Origin of the sequence: Methylobacterium goesingense, from assembly GCF_022179225.1 — a bacterium.
Lineage (GTDB): Bacteria > Pseudomonadota > Alphaproteobacteria > Rhizobiales > Beijerinckiaceae > Methylobacterium > Methylobacterium goesingense.
In genome coordinates this window covers 14,655-39,953 of the sequence record NZ_BPQL01000101.1, presented here as the reverse complement: position 1 = coordinate 39,953, position 25,299 = coordinate 14,655, and the positions used below count along the sequence as shown (strand labels likewise).

The window sequence follows — 25,299 nt, the reverse complement described above, 5'->3', positions numbered from 1 at the left end:
GCGATTTGGCGCATCAGACGCCGAGCCAACCGCATCCCCGTCCGGGGAATGGGACGGGTTGCGGCACGAATCGGAAGATCCGCGAGTGGGACTGGGAAAATCACTCGGCCGGAGCGAGGGCCTCGGTCACATGAACGCGCTTGGACACGACCTCCACCGAGACCGGCTCCGACGCAGTCTCGATCTCGGAGAGAGTCACCTCGGTCTTCGGCTCGGGCGGCACCAGGGCGGCCACGCCCTCGTAACGGTCGAGCCGGCGGTCGATCATGCCACCGATCTTCTCCCGCACCTCGGCGACGGTCAGGCTCCGGCGGCCCTTGCCGGCCTTTTCGGTGAAAAGGCTGCGATTGGCTTTCGCCGCGGCCTTGAAGACCTGCTTGGCGACCTGATCCGGCTTCTCGGCGGTGAGCGCGAGGAAGCGGCCGGCGCTCGCGGTGCCGAGAAAGTGCGCGAAGTAGAGCTCGGCGGTGGAGAGGTCGCGGCCGATGCGCTGCTCGATCCGACCCTTGTCGCGGTTGATGAGTTCGCCCGCCATCAAGGCGGCGACGTAGGGGTCCTGGCGCAGGCGTAGCACACGCGTGCGAGTGGCCTCGTCGGCGATCGTGATGGCGCTGCCGCGTCCCTTCACGGCCGCCGCCTCGTCGGCGAGGCCATGGCGGGCGCCGTAGCTCCGAATAAGTTCGAGCCATGTGCCCGAGAGGAACTGGAACAGCCCCTCGGCGGAGGAAGTCGCGGCCTTCACGGTGGTGGAGAAACTCGACTCCTTGTCGGCGAGCGCCATCATGTAGACCGGATCGACTCCGGTCTCGGCGGCGGCGCGCAGGATCGTGTCGACGATCTCGCGGGGCACGGCCATGTCACCGAAGCGCAGGCGCTCGGTGCCGGACGCGTCCCGGCTGGGGGCGAGATTGGCCAGATCGCTCTCGATCAGATCGAGGGTCGCGGGTTCCTGCTCGACGATGGGAACCCCGCGCCAATCGCCCGCGTTGAAGGGGTTCGATGTTTCAGCTTGCCCGCGCGCCAGACTTTGCGCGGTCGTCGCACGCTCGTCGATCCGGTCGTGCGCCGCCGCTGCGGGAGCGAGGGCGTTCTGCGGGAGGGCCGTGCCGAGGACCGCGCCCGCGAGGAGCGTTGCGAGGGTCCGGCGACCCAGGGCGGCGAGATTCCGGCGCACCTTGCGCTCGGTCCGCGGCAGCCACGCCACGGTATGGTCTGTGTCGAAGGCCTCGTTGGGCACGAGACGGCTCACGTCGTCGGCGCAGAGCGCCGGCTCCGGGAAAACCCCCATCACTGGTCCTTGTTCGTACCGCTGCCTTCATCGGGCGCGGCTTCGTTGTCGTTCAGCGAGGGGACGTCTCGCCGGTTGCTGTGACCAGAATGGGACAGCTCCGTGATTCAACGATGGCACGCTTAACGTCCGGTTAAGGCACTGTATTTACGGAATTTTAATCCTTCGTTCGGACGCCGTTCAGCCACACCGCGTCAAAAAGGCGTCCTGGCCAGGGTTGGAACGCAGCCCCGGTAGCCCAGTTAGTGAGGGCTGAGCGGAACAGCCCCCGAGTTGGGAAGGGCTTCCGTTCAATCCGAAGAAGGAAGCCGTTTTCCAATGAGCATGCAGACCGGTCGCCGCGTCGGCGTTGCGTTCGTTGGCATGGGTGGCGCTGTCGCCACCACCGCCATCGCAGGCATCGAGATGATCAAATCCGGATCGAACCGCCTCGATGGCCTGCCCCTGGCGGGCGTTCCCGTCGCCGGGATGGCCGATTACAAGGACCTCGTGTTCGGCGGATGGGATCTCAACGACGATGACCTCGCTTCGGCCGCCACCGGCCACGGCGTTCTCACCGCGCAAGACATCGAAAATGGCGCCCAGGTCCTGAAGGGCATCAAGCCCTGGCCGGCCGTTGGCAGCGCCAAGTTCTGCAAGAACATCGAGGGTGCCAACCGCATCGTCGCCAAGGACCACCGCGAGGCGGTCTCTGTGATTGCCAACGATCTTCGCCGCTTCAAGGCCGAGAGCAATCTCGACGAGGTCGTGGTGATCAACCTCGCTTCCACCGAGCGTTGGCCGAACCTTGCCGACCCGACCTTGAACTCGACGGCCGCCTTCGAGAAGGGTCTCGACAGCAGCGACGAGTCGATCAGCCCGGCGATGCTTTACGCCTACGCGGCGATCAAGAGCGGCGTGCCCTATGCCAACTTCACCCCCAGCGTCGCCGCCGACGTGCCGGCCCTGCTCGAACTCGCCAAGGAGATGAACGTCCCCGTGGCCGGCAAGGACGGCAAGACCGGCCAGACCATGATGAAGACGGTCCTGGCCCCGGCGCTCAAGGCCCGCGCCCTGCACGTGGATGGTTGGTTCTCGACCAACATCCTTGGAAACCGCGACGGTCTGGCGCTCAACGACAAGGACTCGCTCCAGTCGAAGCTGAACACCAAGGGCACGGTGCTCGACTCGATCCTCGGCTACCCGGTCGAGGACCACCTCGTGCACATCCACTATTACCGCCCGCGCGGTGACGACAAGGAAGCCTGGGACAACATCGACGTCAGCGGGTTCATGGGCCAGCGCATGCAGATCAAGGTCAACTTCCTCTGCAAGGACTCGATCCTGGCCGCGCCCCTCGTCATCGAGATCGCCCGCGTCCTCGAACTCGCCAAGCAGCGCGGCGACGGCGGTGTCCAGGAGCAGCTCTCGAGCTTCTTCAAGGCCCCGATGGTGAAGAATGGCCACGGCCCCGAGCACGATTTCGGCAAGCAGCAAACCATGCTGCTCGAGTGGCTCGGCGCGCACTGATGTCGACGCAGACGGAGGGCGCCGGTCCCGCGGCCCCGCTGGCGCTTCGCGCCCTCCTCGTCGAGGTCAACGACCTCAAGCGCGTCCATTCCGCAGGGCGGACCGGCTCCATCGCCGAGCGCCTGTTCGCGCAAGGCTGGGGCGCCCTCACGGGGGGCGCCGCGCCGGAGGCCGTCGCCCTCGACATCACCGCCAAGGCGCTGGCCGCCGCCCGCCTCTGCGATCTCGATGCGGCGTTCCTTGCCGCCGCCGGGCTCGACGAACGGGCGACGGCCGACATCTTGGTCTCCGGGTTCGACGCCGTGACCGACAGCGTCGAGCCCGGCCTGCGGGACCGCCTGCGGGCGGCCCTGCGCGCGCCGGCGAGCTTCGCGCAGGGTTCCCTGCCGGGCTTCGTCGCTGCCCTGGCGCACCAGCCGCGGGCCGGCGTGACCTGCCCCGGCAAGCCTCGAATCCTGCTGGAGCCGCCGGAGAACCACGCCGAGCACTGCCTGATGGTGGCGGTCTACGGCGTCGTGCTGAGCCCGTTCTACCGGGCCGACCCGACCCTGGTCTTCCTCGCAGCGATGGCGCACCACTTCCACAACGCCGCGATGCCGGATGCCGGCTTCACCGGCGAGATGCTGCTCGGCGACCATCTTCTGCCGATCATGGCCCGCACGACGCAGTGGGCCCTCGACGAACTCGACCCGGCCCTGCGCGAGACGGTCCAGCGGGCACGCGGCGTTCTGCCGGACGACGCCACGGCGGAGGGCCGCGCCTTCCACGCCGCAGATTGCATCGACCGGGTGCTGCAGATCGCCCAGCACCTGCGGGCCGCGAGCCTGACCATGGGTACCGTTCTCGACGAGATGGAACTCGTCCATGCCGGGCCGGTGAAGGGCTTCCACGACCGTGTGCTGAAGGACATGCAGATCCCGTGATGCCTCCTTGCGACCGCACGGGCGCCCCGTCATGATCCCCTTCGATCTTCGCTCGCCGGAGACCGGCGAGCCCCTCAAGGCCGACACCCCGCACTCGCTACGCGAGGCGCCGAGCGGCGCGCGCTGGCCGGTGATCGACGGCATTCCCTATCTACGGACCAACCGCGCCGACCTCGTCGAACAGACCTTGAAGCTGCTCGATGCCGGCGAGGCCGACCTCGCTCTCGAAGGCCTCCTGGCCGACCAGGACGACTGGTGGACGGGCCCGCCGGCAGATCCGCTGGACCTGCACGAACTCGTGCGCGAGCGGGACCGGCGCTCGTTGCGTGACGCGGTTCGCCTCCTCGGCTGGGGACGGGTCGGCGACTACTTCCTGCATCGCTGGACCGACCCGACCTTCCTCGCCGGGCTCACCCTGCTCGAAGCACATTGGAACGACCCGGTCTGCGTGTTCGAGTTCGCCTGCGGCATCGGCCATTACCTGCGCGAGTTCCAGACGCGCGGCATCAAGGTCGCGGGCGCCGACGTGGTCTTCGCCAAGCTCTGGGTCGCCCGGCACTGGGTGGTCGGCAAGCCGGCGCAGCTCGTCTGCTTCGATGCTAATTCGCCCCACTGGCCGATTCCCGGCGCGCCAATCGACCTCGTCGTCTGCAACGACGCCTTCTACTTCCTCGACCGCAAGGCCGAGGTGCTGGAATGCCTGCGCCAGAATGCCGGCGACGACGGCTGGCTTGCCGTCAGCCATATCCACAACAGCGATCGGCCGGGCTTCTCGGCGGGGCGTGCCGTCTCGGCGGCCGAGATCGATGAACTCTTCCCCGACGGTCTTGTCTACGACGACGCGGACCTGACCCGCTCGCTGGTGGAACGGCGGGCACCTGCCCCCCGCAAGCCGCAGGATCTGGCGGACTGCGAGGCCTTCTCGGTGGTGGCGGGTCCCGGCATGCGCCCGGCCCCCCGCCCGGTGATCGACGGCATCACCGTGCCGCGCCCGGGCCGGACGCTCCGCCTCAATCCGCTCTACGTCGCCGAAGGGGCGGATCGCTACACCATCCGCTGGCCGTCCGAGCGCTACGAGGCCGAATACGCGGCCCAAGCCACCTATCCGGTCACCTTCACCGGGCCGGACAGCTTCGACTGGCAGGGCGAACTCGAAGCCCCCGAGGCCGACCGAGTGCGCGATCGGACCTATGTGGACCTGCCGGAGCGCTGGTGATGGCAACCCCGGACAACAGCCCTGTCGCCTGGGGCATCGTCGGCTACGGCTGGGTCGCGCGCGACTACATGGCGCCGGGCATCCGCGCGGCCGGGCACCGGCTGGTTGCCGTCGCCGATCCGGGCGAAGCCTCGCGCGCCGCGGCCGAAGCCGAGGGTGCCCGCGCCCATGCACGGCTTCAGGACCTCGTGAACGATCCGGAGGTGGAAGCGGTCTACGTCGCCACGCCGAACCACCTCCACCGGGAGGCGATCGAGGCCTTGGCCGGCTCCGGCAAGGCCATCCTGTGCGAGAAGCCCATGGCGGCCTCCCTCGCCGACGCCGAGGCGATGGTGGCGGCTCTGCGCGGTGGCGACACCTTCTACGGCACCGCCTTCGACCAGCGCCACCACCCGGCTCACCGGGCCATGCGGGCCGCCATCCGGGAGGGCCGGCTCGGCACCGTGACGGCGATCCGCATCGTCTACGCCTGCTGGCTGCCGAAGGCCTGGACCTCGTTCGCCGGCCAGGACAACTGGCGCATCGACCCGGTCAAGGCCGGCGGTGGCGCCCTGATGGATCTCGCGCCCCACGGCCTCGACCTCGTCGACTTCCTCCTCGACGAATCGATCCATGACCTCGCCGCCCTGACCCAGGCCCGCGCCCAGGACTACTCCGTTGACGACGGCGCCCTCCTGATCGGACGCACGCCATCCGGCGTTCTCGCCAACCTGCATGTCGCCTACAATTGCCCGGACGCCCTGCCCCGCCGCCGCCTCGAAGTGACCGGCACGAAGGGGCTCCTCACCGCCATCGACACGATGGGACAGGTGGCGGGTGGCACCCTGTCGTTCACCGATGGGTCAACCGGCGCATCGGACACTCTACCCTTCGACGGGGAAGCCTCACCCTTCCTCGAACAGGTGAAGGCCTTCGGCTCGGCCCTGCGCCGGCCGGAGGAGCGCGAGGCCTACAGCGCCATCCGCGACCTCCACACCATGCGCTTGCTGGCCCGCGCCTACGCCGCGTTGCCCTGAGGAACGGAACACCGTGAACGAGCAGGACCAGGACGACCGCGCCCGCCACAGCCGGATCAAGGCGCCGCGCGCCTACAGCTACGGCGCCCCCCGCCGGATCGAGGGCTTGCCGGCCGCTCTGCCCGAGCCGGTGCGCGCCTATCTCGACATCCTGCCGGAGGGGCGCATCGTCGGCTTCCCCCTGGCGCCCCTCGACCGGACCGGCATCCCGGTCTGGTTCGTGTCGCTGTTCCTCGACGATCCGTTCTTCGTCGGCGCCATGCCGAGCGGGATCGGCTACGGCGCCACCGACGACGAGGCGATCATCGGCGCGGTGGCGGAGATCGCCGAGAACCTGATGCCGTCGCTGGCCGTGATGCCGCGCAAGAAGGAGCGCGCCAGCTACGACGACCTCGTGCGGGTCTACGGCGCCGGCGCGGTGGCCGACCCCCTCACCCTGTGCCTGCCGGCCGGCAGCCCGGTGGGGCGCGCCACCACCCTCGAATGGACGCCCACGGTCCGAGCCCGCACCGGTGAGACGGTGCTGATGCCGCTGGACATCGCCGCCACCGACTATTTCGAGTTGTCGGAAGGCTACAAGCCCTTCACCAACCTCATCACCAACGGCCTCGGCGCCGGGCCGGACGTGGCGTTCGCCCTGGGCCACGGCCTCCTCGAACTGCTGCAGCGCGACGGCAACGGCCTGCTGTTCCGCGCCCTCGACCAGGGCGTGATGCTCGACCTCTCGGAGGGCCTCGGCCCCGAGACGCGCGGTATGCTCGACCAGCTGGACGCCCTCGGGATCAGGGCCGTGCCAAAATTCGCCACGGACCAATTCGGCCTGACCAACCTCTACGTCGTCGGCTACGACCGCAATCTTGCCGACACGCCAGTGCCGATCGCTCTCTCGGCCTGCGGCGAGGCCTGCGATCCGGACCGGGAGCGGGCGCTCCGCAAGGCGCTCCTCGAGTTCCAGGCCGCCCGCGTGCGCAAGGCCTTCGGCCACGGGCCCCTCGCCTTTGCGGAGCAGGTTACGCCGCCCGGCTACGTCAAAGCGTTCATCGACAAGGCCCTGCCGAGCCTCGATCTGGAGGAAAGCCGCGCTCTGAAGGCGATGCTCGAATGGATCGTCAAGCCGCCGGAGGGCATCGCCGACACGCTTCGCGACACGGTCTATTCCGAGCGCTCGACCAAGCGCTTTTCGGACTTGCCGACGACGGAAGCGCCGGACGGGCACGCGCGAGGCCGCATCGCCCGCGAGCGGCTCGAGGACGCCGGGTTCGACGTGCTCTACGTCGATTGCTCGCCGCCGGGCGGGCGCGTCGGCGTGGTCAAGGCAATCGTGCCGGGGCTCGAGGTCGAGACCATGAGCTATCACCGCATCGGCGAGCGCAACACACAGAAGCTCATCGAACGCGACCATCCGTTGATCCGCTTCGGTGAGGCCACCGACACCCTGAAGCCCGTGCGCCTGACACCCGAGGCAATCGAACGCTTCGGCGGCCAGCCCCTGTTCGACACCGCGCTCGCCGACCAGATCGTCGGCTCGCACTACCCGCTCTACCGAGAGCCGGAATCGCACCACGCCCCGTTCCGCCTGGAGCAGCAGGGACGCGCCGCATGAGCCTGCGCTTCGCCTACAACACGAACGGCACCGCCCATCACCGCCTGGACGACGCGATCGACCTCATCGCGGAGGCCGGCTACCAGGGTGTGGCGCTGACCCTCGACATCCACCACCTCGACCCCTTCGCCGAGGCTTGGCTGCCTGAGGCGCAGCGCGTGTCGAGCCGCCTGCAGCGCCTCGGCCTCGGCTCGGTGATCGAGACCGGCGCGCGCTTCCTTCTCGACCCGAAGGCCAAGCACGAGCCGACCCTGGTGAGCGGCGACGCGACGGGGCGGGCCCGCCGCATCGGGTTTCTCAAACGCGCCATCGACATCGGCGCGATCCTGCATTCCGAAGCGGTCTCGTTCTGGGCCGGCGTGCCGAAGCCCGGCATCGATCACGACGAAGCCCGAGCCTGGCTCCGCGAGGGCCTGACGGAGGTCGTCGCCTACGCCGCCGAGCGGAACGTCGTCGCCTGCCTGGAGCCCGAGCCCGGCATGCTGATCGAGACGCTGGACGACTACGCCGCCCTCGATATTCCCGGCCTGCGGCTCGCCCTCGACACCGGCCATTGCCTCGTCACCGGCGAGCGCGATCCAGCCGTTGCGGTCGGCGAGTTCGCGGACCGCATCGGCACCGTGGCCCTGGAGGACATGGCGCGAGGCGTCCACATCCACCTGCCCTTCGGCGAAGGCGACATGGACGTGCCCGCAGTGCTCGATGCCCTCGACGCGATCGGCTTCGAGAAACTCATCTGCGTCGAACTCTCGCGCGAGAGCCACCGCGCCGACCTGATGGTCCCGGCCTCGCTGAGATACCTGCGCGACTGCCGCAACCCGAACCCGGGAGCCTCCGCGTGAGGATCTGCTTCGTCTCGCGCCGCTACTTCCCGGCAATCTCCGGCATGAGCGTCTACGCGCAGAACCTGCTGCGTGAACTGGTCCAGGCCGGCCACGACGTCACGATGATCTCGCAGTACCGGGGCGACGCTTTCGGCACCCGGGTCTATGGCGGTGGCCCGCCGCCCGCCGTGCCTGGCGTCACCGTCATCGGCCTGGAACAGGTCGGCGAGCAGGAGAGCGGCGATTTCGAGCGCGACATCGACACGATGGTGGCGACGATCCAGGCCGAGCACGCGAAGAAGCCGTTCGATATCCTGCACGCGCAGTACGGCTATCCCACCGGCTGGGCGACCCTCCTGGCCTCGCGGGCCATCGGCGTGCCGAACGTCGTCTCGATCCAGGGCGGCGACGGCCACTGGGTCGGCTCCTGCTGCGAGACGCACCGGGTCGCCATGTGCGAGGTGCTGGCCCACGCCAACGCCCTGCTGATCGGCGGCGCCTCCTTCGTCGAGGAGGTCTGCGACCGGCTCGGCTCGGACCCCGCCCGCTTCACCATCGTCCCCGGCGCCGTCGACACCACGCGCTTCACCCCCGGTCCCGGGGGCCATCCCGGCCCGGTGCGGCTGTTTTATCATGGCCGCGTCGATCGCCGGAAAGGCGTGCTCGACTTCATCGACGCCCTCGCGCTGCTGCGGGCTCGCGCGATTCCGTTCGAAGCGATCATCTCGGGGATCGGGCCAGACGTGGATTCGTCGAAGGCCCGCGCGGCGGAACTCAACATGGCCGAGGCCGAGATCCGCTTCACCGGCTACGCCGACTACGACACCGTGCCGGACCTCTACCGGGCGGCGGACGTCTTCGTATCGCCGACCTACGCGGAGGGGTTCTCCAACACGATCCTGGAGGCGATGGCGGCCAAGCTCGCGGTGGTCTCGACCCACGCGGTCGGGGTCTCCGACTGTCTTCGCGACGGCGAGAACGGCCTCCTGGTCCAGCCGGGCGACGTGCCGGCCCTGGCCGACGCCCTCGCCCGGGTGATCGCCGATGCGCCCCTCCGGCGTCGCCTCGCCGAGGACGGTCTGGCCGAATGCCGCCGGGTCTATTCCTGGGGCGCGGTGGGACGCCAGATCATGGACGTGTACGCGCACGTGGTGAACGAGCGCCCGGCGACCGATTTCGCCGCGACCCTGCCGCACGATCCGTCCTGCCGCTTTCGCGCCGAACCGCACCTGCTCTGAACCGATGCCCACCGCCCTCGCCCTGTCGCCGCATCTCGACGACGCCGCCTTCTCCTGCGGCGGCCTGCTCCACGCCCTCGGCCGGGCGGGTTGGGACGTCGAGACCGTGACGGTTTTCACCGCCTCGGTGGCGAGCCCGACTGGCTTTGCCCTCGCCTGCCAGACCGACAAGGGGCTCGGGCCGGAGGTCGACTACATGGACCTGCGCCGTGCCGAAGATAGAGCGGCGATCCGGGCCCTCGGACTGGCGCGCCCGCGCCACTGGTCCTTCCGCGAGGCGCCCCACCGTGGTTATGCCTCGGCGCCCGAGCTGTTTCGCGACGTTCGGGCCGATGACGGGATCGTGCCCGCCCTGACCGACGCTGTCCGGGCGGTTCTCGCCGAGACGGCACCCGATCTGATCCTGGCCCCCCAGGCCATCGGAGGCCATGTCGACCATGTCCAGGTGGTCCGGGCCCTCGATGCGGCCGCGCCCGCCGCGCCGATCCTGTGGTGGCGCGACTTTCCCTACACGGTGCGCGACCAGACCCCGAAGGAACCCCTGCGGGCGCGCTTCGCCGGCCTGCCGGAGGCGGAGATCCTCTGCGGACCCGAGAGCCGGGGCGCCAAGGCCGAGGCCTGCGCCGCTTACGCGACGCAACTTGGCTTTCAGTTCGGCGGCCGCGACGGCCTCGCCCGGCGCCTGGAGCAGGAGAACGGTCGCGAGCGCTTCCGTCGGCAAGGCGCTCTTCCCGCAAGCCTGGCGCGTCTCGTCGCCGATGCCGGCTGAGGCGCCGCCCGCCGAACCGAAGAGCTTGCGCGACCCGAACGCCCTGGCCGCGCGAAAGGCCCTGCTCGACAGCCCCCGCATAGCCCCGATCCGCGCCCTCGCACAGAAGATCGCCGCGGCGAACGGGGCCGAGGTGCCCGATCCCGACCCCCTCGACGGCGGCGTCGAGGCTCGGCTGCTGCTCCTGTTGGAGACGCCCGGGCCGAGCATCCGCGGCACCGGCTTAGTCTCGCGCGACAACCCGACCGGCACCGCCGCCAACCTGTTCCGCTTCCTCGCCGAGGCCGGTATCGCCCGCCGCGACACCCTGATCTGGAACACGATCCCGTGGGTGATCCACGCGCCCGGCGCCCTGAACCGGGCCCCGCGCCGTTTGGAGGTAAGACAGGCCCTGCCCTGCCTCGCGCCGCTCCTCGCATGCCTGCCACGGCTCCGCGTAATCGTGCTCTCCGGCCGGGTCGCGGGCCTCGCGCGGGAGGAACTCGCAGCGCTGCGGCCGGACCTCCCGGTGATCGCCGTCCCGCATCCGAGCCCGACCTATGTCTGCACCGCGCACAGCGTCGCGGAGCGCATCCGGGCGGGCCTCACGCAGGCCCAGACCTGCATCGCCGGTGGGCATCGAGCCTCCCTCGCTGGCAATTGCCGCCCGATGCCCCTAAATGCGGGCGACGGGCCGTGGTCCGGCACAAGCTCGGGTTGACCCATGCCGCCGTCGCGGCCGTGCGCGGGGAGCCCAGCGGAGGCGGACGCCGACACGATGAACTTTGCGGGACAGCAGAAGCAGATCGAGACGGCCGAGGCGCTCGCGCCCGAGGCGTCCCCGATCAACGCGTCGGAGGCCGAGGCGGCGCCCGCGAAATCCGGCATGCGCGGCCGCTATGCGTGGCTCGGCACCATCGCCAGTCTCGCCATCGTGGCGGGCTCGCTGTTCGTCCTGTGGAAGCTCGTCGAGACGGTCACCTGGGCGGAGATGCACGCGGCCTTCACGGGGGCCTCCGCCAAGCAGCTTGGCTTCGCCTTTCTGTTCGTCGGTGTGAGCTACCTCTTCCTCACCTGCTACGACGCCCTGGCGCTGCGTCAGCTGAAGCTGAAGGTGCCGTACCGAACGACGGCGCTCGCCTCGTTCACCAGCTACGCCGTCAGCTTCACCCTGGGTTTCCCGCTCCTGACGGCGGGGACGATCCGCTACTGGATCTACTCCAGCAAGGGTCTCGGCGCGGCCAAGATCGCTGCCCTCACGGTGATTGCCGGCTTCACCTTCTGGCTCGGCATGGGCGTCGTCCTCGGCCTCAGCCTGATCGTCGAGGCGGGGCAGCTCGCCGCCCTCACCTTCACCAGCATCGCGCTGAACCAGGGCGTGGGCTTCGGCGCGCTCCTCGCCGTCGTGGCCTATCTGCTCTGGGTGTCGCTGAAGCGTCGCCACGTGCGCGTGAAGAGCTGGCGCCTTGAACTGCCGGGCGCTTCGGTTTCCTTGAGCCAGATGGTGGTGGGCATCGGCGACGTCTGCGCAGCCGCCGCCACGCTCTACGTGCTCTTGCCGGCGGGCACCTCGATCGGTTTCACGACCTTCGTGGCGATCTACGTCCTGGCGGCCATGCTGGGCATCGCGTCGAACGCACCGGGCGGCATCGGGGTGTTCGAGGCGACGATCCTGCTCGCCCTGTCGAGTCTGCCCCGCGATCAGGTGCTCGGATCGCTGCTGCTGTTCCGGGTCTGCTACTACCTCGTACCCTTTGTCATCGCCCTGGCCATGTTGACCGTGTACGAGATCGTCAAGCGTAGCCGGGGCGCCGGGACCCGCGGCGCGCCTTAACGCCGGGGGGCCGCATGGCACGGGGGGCGCGTCGATCGTCTTGGACCGCCGCAACCGTCGTGACGATCGGACTCGGGGTGTTCGCCGCCGGACGCGGCACCCTCGACGTTCCGGCGGTCGCGGCGTCCCTCGTCGTTCTCTGTCTCGGCGGGACCATCGGCAGCCTCGGACGCTCACGGATCGTGCGGGCGCCGGAGAGCCCCGGGGCCAACCGCCACTCTGTTGCGGAAGCCCTTCTCGCCAATATCCCCGACCCCGTGATCCTGGTCGACCGCCGCGCGGTGGTGATCGAGGTCAATCCCGCCGCCCGCGCCCTGTTGCCGGCACTGAAGCTGCGCCACCCGCTGTCCTTTGCCCTGCGCGCGCCCGACGTCCTCGACGGGATCGAGGAGGTCCTGCGCACCGGCGCCTCGCTTAAAACGCTCTACGCCACGCGTGTCCCCACCGAACGCGCCTTCGAGGTGCAGATCGGGGCGCTGCCGATGCCGGACGGGGTAGTGGGCGGGCAGCCCAACGTCGTGCTGTTCCTGCGCGACCTCACCTCGGCGCGGCGCCTGGAGGCGATGCGGGTCGATTTCGTCGCCAATGCCAGCCACGAGTTGCGCACGCCGCTGGCCTCGCTCCTCGGCTTCATCGAGACGTTGCAGGGCCCAGCGCGCAACGACCCGCCGGCACGGGAGCGCTTCCTCGGCATCATGAAGGCCCAGGCGCAGCGGATGGCGCGCCTCGTGGACGACCTCCTGTCGCTGTCGCGGATCGAATTGCGCGAGCACGTCGCGCCGACGCAGCCCGTCGACCTGACCCGGATCGCCCGCCAGATGGTGGATACGCAGGGGCCACTGGCCCGCGACCGCGGCGTAGTGCTGAGCCTCGCGGCGGAAGGCGCCTTCCCGATTCTCGGCGAGCGCGACGAGTTGCTGCGTGTGGTCGAGAACCTGGTCGAGAATGCCGTGAGGTACGGTGGCAGCGGCGGCCGCGTCGAGGTCGCGCTCCGACGTCACACCGATGAGGCCAGCGGGCGCACCAACGTCGAGATCGTCGTACGCGATCATGGGCCGGGAATCGCGGCCGAGCACATCCCGCGCCTGACCGAGCGCTTCTACCGGGTCGACGTCGCCTCGAGCCGTGACCAGGGCGGGACCGGCCTCGGGCTCGCCATCGTCAAGCACATCGTCAACCGGCACCGGGGCCGGCTGCTCATCGAGAGCGTGCTCGACGATGGCACCACCGTGCGGGCAATCTTTCCCGAGTTCGCGCCAGGGGCGAACCCGGACGTCGTCACTCCATCGTCCTGAGGCGGCGCGTCAGCGGAACGGCGGCTCGTCGAAGCTGCGCAGCTTGCGCGAATGCAGGCCGTGACGTTCGGCCCGCAGGATGTCGAGGGCCGCCAGCCCGATGAGCAGGTGTTCGGCGACCGCGCGCTCGTAGAAGGCGTTGGCGGCACCCGGCAGCTTGATCTCGCCGTGCAGCGGCTTGTCGGAGACGCAGAGCAGGGTGCCGTAGGGGACCCGCAGGCGGTAACCCTGGGCCGCGATGGTGCCACTCTCCATGTCGACGCCGATGGCGCGTGAGAGGTTGATGCGCCGCCGCTCCTGGCTGAAGCGAAGCTCCCAGTTGCGATCATCGTAGGTGACGACCGTTCCAGTTCGGAGCCGACGCTTGAGGGCCTCGCTCTTCTCGCCGGTGACGTGGGCGGCCGCCGCCTGGAGAGCGAGCTGCACCTCGGCGAGCGCCGGCACCGGCACATCGGGCGGCACGAGCTCGTCGAGGATGCGGTCGCGACGCAGATAACCGTGCGCCAGGACGTAGTCGCCGATGGTCTGCGACTGGCGCAGGCCGCCGCAATGGCCGACCATCAGCCAGCAATGCGGGCGCAGGACCGCGAGGTGGTCGGTGATCGTCTTCGCGTTGGACGGGCCGACGCCGATATTGACCAGGGTGGTGCCCTGCTGGCTGCCGTCGGGACCGCGCGCCACGAGGTGGTAGGCCGGCATCTGATACTTGTGCCAGGGCGAAGCCGCGATGAGCGCCGCAGGATCGACGGAAGCGGCCTCCGCTCGGGAAACCGAAACGCCGCCGGGCAGGATCATCCGCTCGAAGCCTTCGTCGCCGCGCGCCAGGCGCTCAAGGCCGTGGCGGATGAACCCGTCGACGTAGCGATGGTAGTTCGTCAGCAGGATCCAGGGCTGCACGTCGCGCCAGTCACTGCCCGTGTAATGCACGAGGCGTCGCAGCGAGTAGTCGGTCCGGATCGCATCGAAGAGCGCCAGCGGGCGCGGCACATCGGGCAAGTCCTGCCAGAGCCCGTCGGCAATCTCGTCGCCCACCACCGAGAGCAGCGGTACGGGGAAATACGTGGCGAGGTCGCGGGGCGTGACCCCGCTGCGGCCGAGATCCGCGCCGGGCTCGATCACGTAGGGATAGGGAATCTCCTGGGCGCTGAGGCCGACCTCGAGGGTGGCGCCATAGTCCCGCACCAGGGGGCGCAGCTGTTCGAGCAGGTAGCCGCGGAACTGCGCTGGCTGGGTCACGGTGGTGGCGTAGCTGCCCGGAGCCTGGAACTTGGCCGTCGCCCGAGCGACCCGTGGGATCGGCCCTGTCGGCTGGTAGGTGACCCGCAACTCCGGATAGCGGAATTGCAGCCGCTCCGTGGAATCGGGGGGCGCCCCGCCGTCGAGGTAGCGGGCCAGGGCCGATTGCAGGGCCTCGATCGCGCCCGCATGCAGCGCGGCGAGGCGGTCCACGGCCGTCTCGGGGTCGGAGACGGATTCCATCGGTCGCAACTCGTCGCGGATCACGGTGCCTCCTGGCCAAGCCTCGGTCACCGCCTCTTACACCGCCGCACGGCCGGACGCGAACAACCGCGAATGCCCCCTCCGCCGCCGATGCAGGTTTGTGACGGTGTCCAAGAAGGTTGTAATTTCTCCCGCTTTTTAGGCGAATTCGCCCCATTAACTTGTACTATGCAACCTGGAAATGGCCTTCCCGCCCGTCCGGTCCCCGTGACCAAGCGGACGGGCGTAACGAGGGCAGCCATGGCGGGGGAACGCTGCGTTGATGTTGACACTCGTCGGCTGCTTCACGGCCGACAACGACCAATGGCTCGTCCTACCGGCAGCGCTGATCTGCGCCCTGGCGGCGGGCGCGACGATCGCCCTCCTCACCCATGCGCAGAAGACGTCCGGTGCCTGGCGCCGGGGCTGGCTCGTCATCGCGGCCTTTGCGGGCGGGACCGGTATCTGGGCCACGCATTTTCTGGCGATGCTGGCCTGCGATCAGAAATATCCCGTCGGCTACGCCACCGCGCCGACGGCGCTCTCGCTGGTCTTCGCGGTCGTGCTCAGCGGCCTCGGTCTCGCGACGGCGATCGCGCGACCGGGACGCATCGCCCCCCTCCTCGGCGGCGGCATTCTCGGCCTGGGTATCGCGGCGATGCACTACACCGGGATGGCGGCCTACCAGTTCCAGGGCCACATGGCCTGGCGCGCCGACCTCGTGGTGCTCTCCGTCGTGTTCGGCACGGTCATGGCGGGCGCCGCCCTCCGGGTGGGTCTTGCCGGCAAGCGCGCCCGAAACCGGATTCTCGGGCCCATCCTCCTGCTCGTGGCCATCTGCGGGCACCACGTCCTCGGTCTCTCGGCCCTGACCCTGCTGCCCGATCCCCGCGTGGTCGTTCCAGCCGAGGCCGTGCCGCCCATCTGGCTCGCCGTGCCGGTGGTCCTGGCGAGCCTGACGATTCTGCTGATGGCCTGCACCGCCATGGTCGTCGACATCCGCGAGCGCCAGCGGACGGTCTATCAGGAGCGCCTCCGAAGCCTCGCCAACGCTGCCGTGGAGGGTCTTGTGATCTGCCACGGCGGGCGGATCGTCAGTGCCAACGAGAGCTTCGCGCGCCTGACCGGAACCGACGCGCGAGGCCTGACCGGGATGGAGGTGTCGCACTTCCTGCCCGATTTCGCCACGGACGACGTCCTGGCCGGCGCTCCCGAGGACGGAATCGAGGGAATCCTGCGGTGTTCGGACGGAAGCGAACTGTCTGTCGAGCTGATCGCGCGCCCGGTGGCCTACGGCCGCGCCCCACACCTCGCGATCGCTGTGCGCGACCTGACGGCCCGTCGGCGCGCGGAGCGCCAGATCCGCTATCTGGCGGGCCACGACACCCTGACGGGCCTCTGCAATCGGCAGAACTTCCACGCCTGCCTGGATCGTGAAATCCGGCGGGCGACCGCATCGGGCACGCGATTAGCCCTCCTGGCCATCAACCTCGATGGGTTCAAGCAGGTCAACGACCTGTACGGCCACGCCAACGGGGACGCGACCCTCGCGCGGGTGGCCACTTTGATCGGCGATCAACTCGGGACGGACCAGATCGCGGCGCGGATCGGTGGCGACGAGTTCGCTGTCCTCACGCCGTGCGCCCACGGCGTCGCGGCCGGTCGCCTTGCCGAGGAGATTCGCGCCGCCCTCTACGCCGCCGACGGTCTCGCGGGGGGCGAACCCTTGCCCGAGACCTCCATCGGCATCGCGCTGTTTCCGGACGATGCGACGGATCGGAACGATCTCCTGAACGCGGCCGACACCGCGCTGCAACTTGCGAAGACCGTTGGGCGCGGCAGCTACCGGTTCTTCGAGGCGGCGATGGGCAAGGAAGTCCGCGAGCGGCGCGTGCTGGAGAAGGCGCTGCGCCGGGCCCTCGTCCAGGGCGAACTGCGCCTCGTCTACCAGCCGCAGATCGCGATCAGGACCGGGGCGGTCACCGGCTTCGAAGTGCTGATGCGCTGGCAGCATCCCGAGCGCGGCTTCGTCTCGCCGGCTCTGTTCATCCCCATCGCGGAGGAGAGCGGGCTCATTCAGGAGATCGGCGCCTGGGCCCTGACCGAGGCCTGCCGCGAGGCGGCGGGCTGGGACGTTTCCCTCAGCGTGGCGGTCAATGTCTCCGGCATCCAGATCCACGATCCCGCCTTCGCGCCGAGCGTGCGGGCGATCCTGTCGGAGACCGGCCTCGACCCGGCGCGCCTCGAACTCGAGATCACCGAGACGGCCCTGATCCGCGATCCCGACCGCGCCTCCACCAACCTGCGCGAGCTCAAGGCGTTGGGCTTGCGCATCGCCATGGACGATTTCGGAACCGGCTACTCCTCCCTGTCCAACCTGCGCCTGTTTCCCTTCGACCAGATCAAGATCGACAGCTCCTTCGTCGCGGCGGTGGATTCCAACCCCCAGGCGGCGGCCATCGTGCGTTCGGTGATCGGTCTCGGCGCCGGCCTCGGCCTTCCGGTCATCGCCGAGGGCGTGGAGACCGCCGCGGAACTCGCGTTCCTGACCGCCGAGAACTGTCACGCCGCGCAAGGCTACTTCATCGGCCGGCCCGGCCCGATCGCCGCCTTCGCCTGCCATACCCATCGCTCACCCGCGCCGGTCTATGCGGGGGTCGGATAGAGCCCACCTTGCCCCCGGCACCGGCTTGTTCGAAACGGAGCCGCGCACGCGGGTCCGGCGCGTCAGGGAGAGGAGTTCGGGATGAGCGACGCGACGGGACACCGTCCGGGCGAGGCGGCGATCGCCTTGCCCGAGACCTACGATGCCGGGCTCTACTTCATCGGCCGCATCCGCACGCCCTGGGCGACACGCGGCGAATGCCCGAAGAACGGTCTCAAGACCGACGCGGTCTGCTCACTCACCGTCGACGCACCGTTTTCCGAAGCGCTCCAGAACGTCGAGGGCGCGAGCCACCTCATCGTGCTCTACTGGATGGACGAGGCTGCCCGCGACCTCGCTCTGCAGCGCCCCCGCCATGCGGAGGGCAGCCGGGGCACGTTCTCCCTGCGCTCGCCGGTGCGCCCCAACCCCATCGCCCTGTCGGTGGTCGAGCTTCTGGAACGGGACGGATCGACCCTGCGGGTGCGCGGCCTCGATTGTCGCGACGGAACCCCGCTCCTGGACATCAAGCCTTACTTCGCGACGACGGATTCGCGTCCCGGCGCCACGGTGGACCGCGCCGGAACGGCAGCGCGCTGACGCGCCCCCCCCCCGGCGCGACCTTGGCGATCAGCCGGCGTGCGCCGGCTCCTCTGCGCCGTGGACCTGCCCGTCCGCGCCGTGGACCCTGCGGGGCGTGCCCTTCGGCGGCGCCTTGATCCGGTACCAGCCGACATAGAGGGCCGGCAGGAAGAACAGGGTCAGGAAGGTGGCCGCCAGGATGCCGCCGATCATGGCGTAGGCCATCGGCCCCCAGAACACCTCGCGGGCGATGGGGATGAGACCGAGGCTCGCGGCGGCCGCCGTGAGCAGGATCGGGCGCATGCGGTGGCAGGTGGCATCCACCACCGCGTCCCAGGGCGGCAGCCCGTCACGCTCGTACTCGTCGATCTGCGTCACCAGGATCACCGAGTTGCGCACGATGATGCCGATCAGCGCCAGCACGCCCAGGATCGCCACGAAGCCCATCGGCTTGTTGAAGGCGAGGAGCGCGATGGCGACGCCGATGATTCCGAGGGGCGCCACGCTCGCCACCAGGAAGAGCTTCTGGAAGCTCTGGAGCTGGATCATCAGGAACATCGCCATGGTCAGCAGCATCACCGGCGCCACCGCGGCGATCGGCCCCTGGCCCTTGGCGCTCTCCTCCACGGCTCCGCCCACCGCCAGGACGTAGCCGTCCGGCAGGCTCTTGCTGAACGCGGTGATCTTCTCGTCGAGCTGGCTCACCACCGTGGCGGGTTGGGTGTCGTCCGAGATGGAGGCCCGCACCGTGATGGTCGGCAGGCGGTCGCGGCGCCAGACGATGGGCTGCTCCAGTTCGTAGCCGATGGTGGCGAACGCCAGCAGGGGAACGACGCTGCCGTTGGCCAGCGGCACCTGCAGGCTCTGGAGCGTGTCGAGGGAATTGCGCTCCACGGCCTGCGCGCGGGCGACCACGTTGACGAGGTAGATCGAATCCCGGACCTGGGTGATCGCCCGGCCGCCCACGATGCCGTTGAGCAGACCCGCGATGTCCTCCGAGGTCACGCCGAGCTGGCGCGCCTTGTCCTGGATGATGTCGACCTTGAGCACCTTGCCGGGCTCGTTCCAGTCGAAGGTCGGCACGTCGAGATGCGGGTTGCCGCCGACGATGTTGCCGAGGGTGAGCGCGTACGCCCGCAGGGTCTGCAGGTCGGGGCCGCTGAGGCGGTACTGCACCGGGCGTCCGACCGGCGGTCCGAGGTCGAGGGAGTGGATCAGGAAGTCGGTGCCGACGAATTTTTCGCGCGCCAGCTTCTCGAGCTTCACCTTCATCCGCTCGCGTGCCTCGATCGACTTCGTCTCGATGACGATCTGGCCGAAGAACGCGTTGCCGAGCTGCTGGTCGAGGGGCAGGTAGAAGCGCACCGCGCCCTGGCCCACGTAGGAGGACCAGCGCACGATCTCGGGGTCGCCCACCAGGGTCGCCTCGAAGCGGTCCATCTGACTCTTGGTCTCGCTGATGCTGGCGTTCTGCGGCAGCGTCATGTCGACGAGGAGTTCGGGGCGGTCGGAGGCCGGGAAGAACTGCTGTTGGACGAAGCCCATGCCGACGATCGCCGCGCCGAGCATGCCCACGCAGACGATCACGGTGGTCCAGCGCCAGCGCATCGCACCGGTCAGCATACCGGTGAAGATCCGCATCGACCGGCTCGGGGTGCCGTGGTCCGTGTGCTTCATCTGCTTCGGCAGAAGCTTCACGCCGATGAGGGGCGCGAACAGAACGGCCACCACCCAGGAGACGATGAGGGACGCCGCGATGACGACGAAGAGCGAGTAGGTGTACTCGCCCGCCGACGAGCCGTTGAAACCGATGGGCAGGAAGCCCGCCACGGTCACCAGCGTGCCGGTGAGCATCGGGAAGGCGGTGGAGGTATAGGCGAAGGTCGCGGCCTTCTTCAGGCTGTCGCCGACCTCCAGGCGCGCCACCATCATCTCGACGGTGATCATCGCGTCGTCGACGAGGAGGCCGAGGGCGATGATCAGCGCGCCCAGCGAGATGCGCTGCAGCGTCACGCCCATGATCTGCATGACCACGAACACGATGGCGAGCACGAGCGGGATCGACAGCGACACCACCAGGCCGGCGCGCCAGCCCAGCGAGATGAAGCTCACCGCCAGCACGATCACCACGGCCTCGACGAGCGCCTTGGTGAAGCCGCCCACCGCCTCCTCGACGATCTTGGGCTGGTCCGAGACGAGGTGGATGCCGACGCCCACCGGCAGCTCACCCTCGAGCTTGGCCATCCGGGCCTTCAGGTCGTGACCGAAGGTGAGCAGGTTGCCCGAGGGCTGCATCGCGATGGCGAGGCCGATCGCCGGCTGGCCGTTGAAGCGGAACAGATCGGTGGGCGGATCGGTGAAGCCGCGGGAGATCTCGGCGACGTCGGAGAGGCGGAAGAAGCGGTCGTTCACTCGCAGGTTCACGGCGCGCAGGCTCTCCTCGTTGACGAACTGGCCGCCGACGCGGACGGAGACCCGCTCGGGCCCGGCCTGGATCACGCCGGAGGGCGCGATGGCGTTCTGCGACTGCAGGGTCTTGATCACCGAATTGGTGTCGAGGCCGAGACCGGCGAGCTTGCGGGTGGAGAAGTCGAGGTAGATCACCTCGTCCTGCGCGCCGAGCAGCTGCATCTTGCCCGCAGACGGCACCTTCTTCACCTCGGCGCGGACGCGCTCGACGTAGTCGCGCAGCTGGCGCGGGGTCACGCCGTCGGCCGTGAAGGCGTAGACGTTACCGAAGACGTCGCCGAACTCGTCGTTGAAGAACGGCCCCTGAATCCCTTGCGGAAAGGTGTTCTGGATGTCGCCGATGCGCTTGCGCACCTGGTAGAAGATCGCCGGAATGGTCTTGGGCGGCGTCGTCTCGCGCAGCTGCACGAACACCGTGGCTTGGCCCGGCGTGGTGTAGCTGCGGCTGAAATCGACGGCATCGATCTGCTGCACCTCCTTCTCGATCCGTTCGGTGACCTGATCGAGGGTGTCGCTGATGGTGGCGCCGGGCCAGCGCGCCTGCACGATCATCGTCTTGATCGCGAAGGGCGGGTCCTCCTCGCGACCCAGGCGCTCGTAGGCCAGGAAACCGGCCACCACCGAGATCAGCATCAGGAACCAGACGAAGGAACGGTGTTCCAGCGCCCATTCGGAGAGGTTGAAGTTCTTCAAGGGTTTGCTCTCGCCTCACCGGGGTGGCGGCTGATGATGGGTGGCAGCGGGACCCGACGCGTTCAGGGCGCCTGGTCGGGCAGGCGCACGGCCTGCCCGTCCTTGAGCGAATGGACGCCGGCCAGGACCACGCGGTCGCCGGCGTTCAAGCCCGCGCCGATGCTGACCTGGCTCGCGTCCCGGCGCGTGACGGTGACGGGCCGCTTGAGCACGCTCTTCCCGTCCGGCGCGACGACCCAGACGGCGTCGCGACCGTCCTCGGTCAGCACCACGGTGGCAGGCAAGTCGACATGGGGCGGCTCGGCGCGCGCCAGGGTGACCGTAAGGGTCGAGCCGAGACGGAAGGCCTCCGAGGGCTTGATCAGGGTCATGCGGATGCGCCGGGTGCGCGTGGTCTGGTCGGCGAAGGGTGCGATTTCGCGCACCCGCGCCGTCGCTGTCACGTCCGGGGCACTCTGGAGGGAGACCGTGAACTCGGCATCCGCCGGCATGGTGCCGACGAGGTCCTCGGGAATGTCGACCACGGCCTCGCGCTCCTCGGGCCGGGCCAGGGTCGCGACCGCCTGACCGGCGCTGAGTACCTGGCCGACCTCGGCGCTGCGCACTGTGACGACGCCGTCGAAATCCGCGCGCAATTCGGTGTAGCCCATCTGGTCCTGCGCCCGCTGCAAGCTCGCCTCGGCCTGCGAGACCCGAGCCTGGGCCGTGTCGCGGCTCGCCACGGCGGTGTCGAGTTGCGCCTGGCTGACGTTGCCGCCGGCGAGCAGGCGGCGGCGGCGCGATTCCGTGGCGCTCGCGTTCTCGGCCTGCGCCCTGGCATCGGCGAGTTCGGCCTCGGCCCTGGTCAGGGCGAAGCGCGTCACCACCGGATCGAGGGCGGCGATGCGCTGCCCCTTGTGGACGATGTCGCCCATGGTCACGTCGCGGGCGATCATGCGCCCGGCGATCTGGAAACCGATCTCGGACTGGTAGCGCGGCGCCACCACGCCCGCGAACGGGCCGAAGACCTGGGCCGAGACCGGCTTCACGACCCGGTAGAGAACCGGCCGCACGGGTGGCGGCGGCGCCGTCCCTTCGGCGGCCTGACAAGCACCGAGCGGAATCACCAGGGCGACGGCGAGCAGAGCCGGGCGGATCATCGCGTGGCCTCCAGGGTCTCGGCGACGGCAACCGTCTGCCCCGGCCGCAGGAGCTGAATTCCCGCGATGACGATCTCCTCGCCGGGCTCGATGCCACCCTTCAGCGCGATGGTGTTTGGCCCGTAGCGCTCGATCGTGACGGTTCGGGGCGAGACGGTGCCGCTGGCGGGATCGCGCACCCAGACCGCCGGGGCGTTCTCCCAGCGGTAGAGCGCCGACCAGGGCAGCACGATCGCCTGACGCGGCCGGAACTTACCTGTGCCGATGACGACAGCGCCAAGGCTCATGGCCTTGGGCGTCTCCTCGAGCCCGACCTTGACCCGCACGGTGCCGGAGGCGGCATCCACGCTGGGGGAAATCTCCCGCACCCGGCCGACCGCCTTGACCCGCGGATCGGCCTGGAGCGTGACCGCGACGGTCTTGCTCTCTTGGGGCGCGGCAAGCACCGCCTCGAAGATGTTGAAGACGGCGTCGCGCGGCCCGTCCTGCGCCATCACCAGCACGGACTGGCCGGTCTGGACGACCTGTCCGACCTCGAAGGTGCGGCTCAGCACGATACCGTCCACACCCGCCTTCAGGTCCGTGTAGGAAAACTGCTCCTCGGCGGTGCCCAGGGCTGCCTTGGCCGAATCCACCGAGGCCTGCGTGGTACGCAGCTGCTGCTCGGCATCGTCGTAGCTCGGGCGGGTGGTGTAGCCGCTGGCCATGAGCTGCTCCTGGCGCTTGAAGTTCAGCTTCGCCTGGGTCAGCAGCGCCTCGGCCGAGGTGAGCGCGGCCTGCGCGTTGGTGAGGTTGGCCCGCTGCTCCTTCGGGTCGAGCTTGGCCAGCACCTGATCGGCGGTGACGTGATCGCCCACTTCCACAAGGCGCTTGGCGATCTTGCCATTGGTCCGGAAGGCAACGCTCACCTGTGACTGGGCCTGGATGTCGCCGGTGAAGATCAGGTCGGAAGCGATCGTGGTGCCGTGCGCGACCACCGTGCGGACCACCGCGACCGCGGGCTTGCCCGCCGCCTTGGCATCGCCCGCGGCACGCGACGCGGACGACATCGCGACGACACAGGCCGCGAGCACCAAGGCCATGCCCCCGCACCGGCGCGGCCAAACGGTCAGCCAACTCACCATCGCGTCCTCGAAATTCGAAAGGCCCTACCCTCCGGCGTCACATATCTGCTATCCTACCGACCGTCCAGACGGTTTCTTATTTTCGGGGATCGTTGTCTCGGCGGAGCGTCTTCCCGGCTCGGCCGTTCCTGGGTATCCCATTGGGGTGATCGACTTTCTTGCCGGTTGCAGCGTTGATCTCTCCCCCCGCAAAATCGCTGACGGACCGGCCAGATTGTCGATGATGAAGGCGCGTACCCGCCGCGAAGACCGCCCCCTGGTGATTCTGGACGCCGCCGAGCGTCTCATCCGGCGTATGGGCACGCGCACCCTCACCATCGACGCGGTTGCGGCCGAGGCTTCGCTCAGCAAGGGCGGGGTGCTGCACCATTACGCCTCGAAGGACGCGCTGATCTCGGCGCTGGCCGAGCGCAAGCTGCGAGAGATCCGCGAGAGCGTGGCGGCTCACGAAGCCGAGCAGGGAGCGAACGCGGCCGCCCTCCCCCTGGCGCTGATCGCCCATGCGCGCCAGGTCTATGCCGACGAGGACGGGTTTCCCCGCGCCCTGCTGCTGGCCTCCGCCGAGAGCCCCGAGGCTTTCGCGGGCTTCAACGCCTTTCTGAAGCAGCGCCTCGCCCAGATGGAGGACGTGGCCTGCTGCCCCGGCGCCGGCGCGATGCTGACCTTCGCCACCCTCGGCCTCCTGCTGACCCGGACGCTGGGCTTCCACTGCCTGGAAGGACCGGAACTGGAGAAGCTCTTCGACGCAATGGAATGCGCCGCAAAGGGTCTGCCGAAGTCCGGGAGCCCGACGCCCTGAGCGCGTCTCAGGCGCGGTTGCGGAAGGGATGCAGGAGTTGGCCCGCGAAATCCTTCGGGAAGGTCGGGTCGTCGATCCCGAACCGCTCGGGCCGCTCGCCCTTCGGCATGTAGTAGGTCCCGAACACGAGGTCGAGAATCGGAAAGGTCGCCGAGAAGTTCTTCGAGCCGCCCTGGTCGATGCCCGTGTGATGCCAGCGATGATAGATCGGGCTGACGATGACGGTCTTCAGGAACCCGAAATCCCAGTTCAGGTCGCTGTGAATGAGGGCGGAATGCCAGACCTGGAACGGCGCTACGAAGGCGATGATCTCGATCGGCATGCCGAGCAGGATCAGCACCACGTCCGGAAGCACGATGTGGATGAGGTCGTCCATCGGGTGGAAGCGGCGCGCCGACATCCAGTGCAACTCCTCGGTCGAGTGATGCACCGCATGGTAGTGCCACAGGGTCATGGTGTGGAACGCCCGGTGGGTCACGTACATCATGATGTCGATGAGGACGATGTACACGATCACGCTCAACCAGAACGGCATGCCGGCAAGCAGGGACACCCCGAGCGACGGAGACGTATCCGTGGCGTCTTCGCCCCGGATCATCGAGAACCAGACCGTACCGGTGATGAGGAGCAGGAGGCTGAGGTAACGGGTGAACAGCGGGGTGGCGAACCACCAACAGATGTCGGTGATCATATCGGAGGTGCGCCACCACGGCTTGCCCGAAGCTCCGGGAAACAAGGCGCACAGGATCGTCAGGACGACCGCCAGGGCCAGCGTCGTCGGCAGGCCCGCGAGGATCGCATCACTGAATTGGGTCACGACGGCCAAGGCCAAGTCGGTCATGCGTCAGCCCTTGCGTTCGACACTGCTCCCGTAGA

At 69.0% G+C, this 25,299-nt stretch carries 20 protein-coding genes; 14 read left to right on the top strand and 6 right to left on the bottom strand.

All coding sequences use genetic code 11. From position 1 onward, the window contains the following. Window positions 1–100: 100 nt before the first annotated feature. Window positions 101–1,288 (bottom strand): lysozyme family protein, encoded by a 1,188-nt coding sequence (locus tag MFF30_RS17725; protein ID WP_238280798.1) that lies wholly within the window; start codon window positions 1,286–1,288, stop codon window positions 101–103. 318 nt (window positions 1,289–1,606) lie between these two features. Between MFF30_RS17725 and MFF30_RS17720 the strand changes: the two genes are divergently transcribed. From MFF30_RS17720 to MFF30_RS17670, 11 genes are read left to right on the top strand one after another with little or no spacing between them, the layout of a single operon-like run. Beyond that, the gene (locus MFF30_RS17720; protein WP_238280797.1) at window positions 1,607–2,797 is read left to right on the top strand and encodes an inositol-3-phosphate synthase; all 1,191 of its coding nucleotides are present in this window, start codon (window positions 1,607–1,609) and stop codon (window positions 2,795–2,797) included. After that, complete coding sequence (locus MFF30_RS17715; RefSeq protein ID WP_238280796.1) at window positions 2,797–3,720, top strand: HD domain-containing protein; 924 nt, start codon at window positions 2,797–2,799, stop codon at window positions 3,718–3,720. Before MFF30_RS17720 ends, MFF30_RS17715 begins: the two co-directional genes overlap by 1 nt. Window positions 3,721–3,751: 31 nt before the next feature. Then, a complete protein-coding gene (locus tag MFF30_RS17710; RefSeq protein WP_238280795.1) occupies window positions 3,752–4,936 on the top strand; it encodes a class I SAM-dependent methyltransferase in 1,185 nt (394 codons plus the stop codon). Next, complete coding sequence (locus MFF30_RS17705) at window positions 4,936–5,952, top strand: Gfo/Idh/MocA family protein (protein ID WP_238280794.1); 1,017 nt, start codon at window positions 4,936–4,938, stop codon at window positions 5,950–5,952. Before MFF30_RS17710 ends, MFF30_RS17705 begins: the two co-directional genes overlap by 1 nt. Window positions 5,953–5,965: 13 nt before the next feature. Next, window positions 5,966–7,555, top strand: a complete 1,590-nt coding sequence (locus tag MFF30_RS17700) for a YcaO-like family protein (RefSeq protein ID WP_238280793.1) — start codon at window positions 5,966–5,968, stop codon at window positions 7,553–7,555. After that, a complete protein-coding gene (locus MFF30_RS17695; protein ID WP_238280792.1) occupies window positions 7,552–8,397 on the top strand; it encodes a sugar phosphate isomerase/epimerase family protein in 846 nt (281 codons plus the stop codon). The genes MFF30_RS17700 and MFF30_RS17695 overlap by 4 nt, the downstream gene beginning before the upstream one ends. Next, window positions 8,394–9,617 (top strand): glycosyltransferase family 4 protein, encoded by a 1,224-nt coding sequence (locus tag MFF30_RS17690; RefSeq protein ID WP_238280791.1) that lies wholly within the window; start codon window positions 8,394–8,396, stop codon window positions 9,615–9,617. Before MFF30_RS17695 ends, MFF30_RS17690 begins: the two co-directional genes overlap by 4 nt. A gap of 4 nt (window positions 9,618–9,621) precedes the next feature. Beyond that, window positions 9,622–10,386 carry a PIG-L deacetylase family protein gene (locus MFF30_RS17685; protein ID WP_238280790.1) on the top strand — a complete coding sequence of 255 codons (765 nt, stop codon included), beginning with the start codon at window positions 9,622–9,624 and terminating at the stop codon, window positions 10,384–10,386. Next, window positions 10,376–11,086 carry a uracil-DNA glycosylase gene (locus MFF30_RS17680; RefSeq protein WP_238280789.1) on the top strand — a complete coding sequence of 237 codons (711 nt, stop codon included), beginning with the start codon at window positions 10,376–10,378 and terminating at the stop codon, window positions 11,084–11,086. Before MFF30_RS17685 ends, MFF30_RS17680 begins: the two co-directional genes overlap by 11 nt. 57 nt (window positions 11,087–11,143) lie before the next feature. Next, window positions 11,144–12,199 carry a lysylphosphatidylglycerol synthase domain-containing protein gene (locus MFF30_RS17675; RefSeq protein WP_238280788.1) on the top strand — a complete coding sequence of 352 codons (1,056 nt, stop codon included), beginning with the start codon at window positions 11,144–11,146 and terminating at the stop codon, window positions 12,197–12,199. A 14-nt stretch (window positions 12,200–12,213) separates the two neighbouring features. After that, window positions 12,214–13,494, top strand: a complete 1,281-nt coding sequence (locus tag MFF30_RS17670; protein WP_238280787.1) for an ATP-binding protein — start codon at window positions 12,214–12,216, stop codon at window positions 13,492–13,494. Between the two features lie 9 nt (window positions 13,495–13,503). On the opposite strand, the gene MFF30_RS17665 is transcribed toward MFF30_RS17670, so the two are convergent. Then, a complete protein-coding gene (locus MFF30_RS17665) occupies window positions 13,504–14,997 on the bottom strand; it encodes an AMP nucleosidase (RefSeq protein ID WP_354465667.1) in 1,494 nt (497 codons plus the stop codon). Between the two features lie 259 nt (window positions 14,998–15,256). Between MFF30_RS17665 and MFF30_RS17660 the strand changes: the two genes are divergently transcribed. Both MFF30_RS17660 and tsaA read left to right on the top strand, forming a co-directional pair. Then, window positions 15,257–17,638: a bifunctional diguanylate cyclase/phosphodiesterase gene (locus MFF30_RS17660; RefSeq protein WP_238280785.1), complete on the top strand. Its 2,382-nt coding sequence runs from the start codon at window positions 15,257–15,259 to the stop codon at window positions 17,636–17,638. Between the two features lie 81 nt (window positions 17,639–17,719). Then, window positions 17,720–18,217, top strand: coding sequence for a tRNA (N6-threonylcarbamoyladenosine(37)-N6)-methyltransferase TrmO (gene tsaA / locus MFF30_RS17655; RefSeq protein ID WP_238280784.1), 498 nt, complete (start codon window positions 17,720–17,722; stop codon window positions 18,215–18,217). 30 nt (window positions 18,218–18,247) lie between these two features. On the opposite strand, the gene MFF30_RS17650 is transcribed toward tsaA, so the two are convergent. From MFF30_RS17650 to MFF30_RS17640, 3 genes are all read right to left on the bottom strand, one after another. Further along, window positions 18,248–21,361, bottom strand: a complete 3,114-nt coding sequence (locus tag MFF30_RS17650; protein WP_238280783.1) for an efflux RND transporter permease subunit — start codon at window positions 21,359–21,361, stop codon at window positions 18,248–18,250. Between the two features lie 62 nt (window positions 21,362–21,423). Beyond that, on the bottom strand, window positions 21,424–22,500 hold the full coding sequence (locus tag MFF30_RS17645) for an efflux RND transporter periplasmic adaptor subunit (protein ID WP_238280782.1): 1,077 nt from the start codon (window positions 22,498–22,500) through the stop codon (window positions 21,424–21,426). After that, a complete protein-coding gene (locus tag MFF30_RS17640; RefSeq protein ID WP_373320931.1) occupies window positions 22,497–23,582 on the bottom strand; it encodes an efflux RND transporter periplasmic adaptor subunit in 1,086 nt (361 codons plus the stop codon). The genes MFF30_RS17645 and MFF30_RS17640 overlap by 4 nt, the downstream gene beginning before the upstream one ends. A gap of 262 nt (window positions 23,583–23,844) precedes the next feature. Here MFF30_RS17640 and MFF30_RS17635 point away from each other — a divergent pair, with 262 nt between their 5' ends. Next, complete coding sequence (locus tag MFF30_RS17635; protein WP_238280781.1) at window positions 23,845–24,423, top strand: TetR/AcrR family transcriptional regulator; 579 nt, start codon at window positions 23,845–23,847, stop codon at window positions 24,421–24,423. Between the two features lie 7 nt (window positions 24,424–24,430). Here the strand turns inward: MFF30_RS17635 and MFF30_RS17630 are convergent, their stop codons facing one another. Further along, complete coding sequence (locus MFF30_RS17630; protein WP_238280780.1) at window positions 24,431–25,264, bottom strand: sterol desaturase family protein; 834 nt, start codon at window positions 25,262–25,264, stop codon at window positions 24,431–24,433. Window positions 25,265–25,299: the final 35 nt, after the last annotated feature.